At 59.0% G+C, this 3,125-nt stretch carries 3 protein-coding genes, 2 pseudogenes and 1 riboswitch; of the genes and pseudogenes, 2 read left to right on the top strand and 3 right to left on the bottom strand.

Features of this window, described 5'->3' with window-relative positions; genetic code table 11:
• Nucleotides 1-188: pseudogene (locus D8V06_RS26600) on the bottom strand (uracil-DNA glycosylase); the annotation flags it as partial.
• Between the two features lie 132 nt (nt 189-320).
• Here D8V06_RS26600 and D8V06_RS26605 point away from each other — a divergent pair.
• Nucleotides 321-1,433 (top strand): enoyl-CoA hydratase/isomerase family protein, encoded by a 1,113-nt coding sequence (locus tag D8V06_RS26605; protein ID WP_130932129.1) that lies wholly within the window; start codon nt 321-323, stop codon nt 1,431-1,433.
• Nucleotides 1,434-1,486: 53 nt separating this feature from the next.
• Here the strand turns inward: D8V06_RS26605 and D8V06_RS26610 are convergent, their stop codons facing one another.
• Together D8V06_RS26610 and D8V06_RS26615 are read right to left on the bottom strand one after the other, a co-directional pair.
• On the bottom strand, nt 1,487-1,981 hold the full coding sequence (locus D8V06_RS26610; RefSeq protein WP_130932130.1) for a hypothetical protein: 495 nt from the start codon (nt 1,979-1,981) through the stop codon (nt 1,487-1,489).
• A gap of 167 nt (nt 1,982-2,148) precedes the next feature.
• Nucleotides 2,149-2,394 carry a hypothetical protein gene (locus tag D8V06_RS26615; protein ID WP_130932131.1) on the bottom strand — a complete coding sequence of 82 codons (246 nt, stop codon included), beginning with the start codon at nt 2,392-2,394 and terminating at the stop codon, nt 2,149-2,151.
• A 279-nt stretch (nt 2,395-2,673) separates the two neighbouring features.
• A riboswitch (guanidine-I (ykkC/yxkD leader) is annotated at nt 2,674-2,774 on the top strand.
• A gap of 61 nt (nt 2,775-2,835) precedes the next feature.
• Between D8V06_RS26615 and D8V06_RS26620 the strand changes: the two are divergent.
• A pseudogene (locus D8V06_RS26620) lies at nt 2,836-3,125 on the top strand (lipid kinase); the annotation flags it as partial.

A 3,125-nucleotide genomic window follows, 5' to 3' on the forward strand; every position in this document is an offset into this window, starting at 1 on the left:
TTGACCTTGTCCAGCGGCGTGGAATTGAGTGCGTTGAAAATCATCGGACCCGGTGGATAGATCTCCTTGCCGGCCGCCCGCTCCTGTTGCAGAAAGTTTCGCAACTCCGTCATGTAGGGCTGGTCGAATTCGGCACGCAAGGCCTCCTTCCAGCTCGGTTCGAGTTTGATACGGTCGTCAGCAGTCATGGTTACATCCGGCAAAAACAATGGGGCGAACCCTAGGAAAGCACACCTCGCTTGTCAATTGATCTGACACAGATCCGGCACTTTCCTACACAGCGATCATACTTAACCCTCAAATTCCCGATCGAGGTCACGATGAATCTGCACTTCGAAGAACTCACTGGCACTGACGGCGCCCGCATCGGCGTTGCGACACTGGATGCCGAAAAGTCGCTGAACGCACTGTCCTTGCCCATGATCAACGCCTTGCGCGACCGACTGGATGCCTGGGCCAAAGAGCCACAAATCGTTTGCGTGCTGCTGCGTGGCAACGGTGCCAAAGCCTTTTGCGCCGGCGGCGAGGTACGCAGCCTGGTAGATGCCTGCCGGGCCCATCCGGGCGAAGTGCCGCCTCTGGCCGCGAACTTCTTCTCAGCGGAATATCGCCTGGACTTCAGCCTGCACACCTACCCAAAACCGTTGATCTGTTGGGGCCATGGTTATGTGCTCGGCGGCGGCATGGGCCTGCTGCAGGGCGCGAGCATTCGTATTGTCACGCCGAGCAGTCGACTGGCCATGCCTGAAATCACCATCGGCCTGTACCCCGACGTAGGCGCCAGTTGGTTCCTGTCGCGCCTGCCGGGCAAGCTCGGATTGTTTCTCGGCCTGACCGGCGCCCACATGAATGCGCGCGATGCGATTGATCTGGACCTGGCCGATCGCTTCCTGCTCGATGAACAGCAGACAGATTTGATCGAAGGTCTGCTGCAATTGAACTGGCAGGAACAGACGCCGATGCAACTCAACAGTCTGCTCAAGGCCTTGCAGCAGGAAGCCGTTGCGCAAATGCCCGAGCCTCAGTGGCTGCCGCGGCGCCAGCGCATCGATGAATTATTGGATGTCAGTGATGTGCGCTGCGCATGGAAGGCGATCAGCCCATTGCGTGATGACGCCGATCCGTTGCTCTGTCGCGCCGCCCGGACCATGAGCGAAGGCTCACCTCTGACCGCTCACCTGGTCTGGGAACAGATCGCCCGCGCCCGACATCTGTCACTGGCCGAAGTCTTTCAGATGGAATACACGCTAAGCCTCAACTGCTGCCGGCATCCGGAGTTCAGCGAGGGCGTACGCGCGCGGTTGATCGACAAGGACCAGAAACCGCACTGGCACTGGCCGGACATCAATAACGTGCCTGAAACGGTGGTGGAAGCGCACTTCCACAAGGCTTGGGAGGGGCGGCATCCGTTGGCGGATCTTTCCCAGTTCTGAACGAACTGTGGGAGCGAACTTGCTCCCACAGATTTTCTCATTAGACGCAATGATCAGCGGTGATTGCCCCGGCCGTCCCGATCACCGCGCCCGTTATGGTCACCTCGACCGCGATAGTTGTCGTTACGCCCGCCATGGCCCCGGTTATTGCTGTCCCAGCCACCACGGTCACGACCGTCCCAACCACCACGGTTGCGGCCATCCCAGCCATGACTCTGATGCGCCCGGTAGTCGGGGCGCGACTGATAGTGGCGCGGCGCCGTCTGGTAGTAGCGCGGTGCGGGTTGGTAGATCCGCGGCTGCGAGTAATAGCGCGGCGTTGGTTTGTAATATCGCGCAGGAGGCGCGTAGTAACGGGCGGGTGGCGAGTAATAACCGCCATTGGAATAGTAACGATCGCCCCCGGCGTAGTAGCCCGGCGCTGGCGAGGTATACACCTCGGAACTGTAGTAGCTGACGCCTCCATCGGAATAAGGCACGCATGCCCCCAGGGATAAGCCCGACACAGCAATCAAAAGCACTCGACGCAGCATTTTTAGACAGTGCATAGCGGCCTCCTGGACCGCGAGTGAGCCGCACCAGCGACGCTGGCGGGCGACAGTCAATGATTCGGCGACTGTCGAAAGATCAGACATCGAATTCCGAATCCGGTGCGTCCCAGCAACAAGTTGAAACATCTGCCCGATGAAAGGTTTTTCATCCATTCACGCGCTGATTAGTGGTGACCATGGCGATATCCACCGCCGTAATGCCGAGGCCCGTGCCCGCCCCAGTAGTAATAGCGGTAGCCACCATAGAAGCGCGGTCCGCCGTAGTAATAGCGTGGGCCGTAATAGTAGGAATAAGGTGAATAATCAGGGTAGTAATAAGGCGAGGAGTACACGTCGTAGGAGCCGGTGTAGTAATAACAACCGGTCAACCCGAGCCCCAGAATTGCACCGAGCAACAGTCGACGAAACATGGCGGCCTCCTGAAAGACCCACAATCGGAGCAGGCCCGACTGACACCTGTTTTGACTGAAATTCCCTCACCGAGTGCCGGATTGCAGTGACCTTCGGATCAGCGGCCGCCCGCGCCACATCTCAGTGCATCGACGCACCATCTCAAAGCAGCCCGCCCCTCGCGCACTCACCGAAGATGTTGCACGCCCCTACGCTAGAGGCCTTCTACGGACTTGGCACGGGTCTCGCTTTAGCAATCGCGTGCAGGAGTCATCACAGGTTCGCGGCACCACAATTTGCAAATGGCTGACTAGGGTTCCGGCTCGCAAGTGCGAGTGACTGGTCCGAGAGTTGGCGACCTCCAGTTGAGGTTACACGGCGGGACAAAAGCCCGGGAGACAAGCCACCGTTCGCGGTGCCGCGTTGACTCCTGCCCGCCCTTATCAACTGGAGATTCCGAAATGTCCCGACTACGTTTCCCCGCCTTGCTCGCCGCCGCGTTTGCAGCGTTGCTCAGCAGCCAATCCCAGGCCGCCCAGAAAGACCACTTCAGCGTTTGCTGGACGATTTATGCCGGCTGGATGCCCTGGGAATACGCCGGCAGCCAAGGCATCGTCGATAAATGGGCGAAGAAGTACGGCATCAAGATCGATGTGGTGCAGCTCAACGACTACGTCGAATCCATCAACCAGTACACCGCCGGCCAGTTCGACGGCTGCACCATGACCAACATGGATGCGCTGACCATTCC

Origin of the sequence: Pseudomonas sp. Sample_24 (genome assembly GCF_004307605.1) — a bacterium.
Classification (GTDB): Bacteria; Pseudomonadota; Gammaproteobacteria; order Pseudomonadales; family Pseudomonadaceae; genus Aquipseudomonas.

Coding starts and splice junctions, on each gene's coding strand:
- D8V06_RS26615 (WP_130932131.1), bottom strand. CDS start 2,394: ATGTTTCGTCGACTGTTGCTCGGTGCAATTCTGGGGCTCGGGTTGACC.
- D8V06_RS26605 (WP_130932129.1), top strand. CDS start 321: ATGAATCTGCACTTCGAAGAACTCACTGGCACTGACGGCGCCCGCATC.
- D8V06_RS26610 (WP_130932130.1), bottom strand. CDS start 1,981: ATGCACTGTCTAAAAATGCTGCGTCGAGTGCTTTTGATTGCTGTGTCG.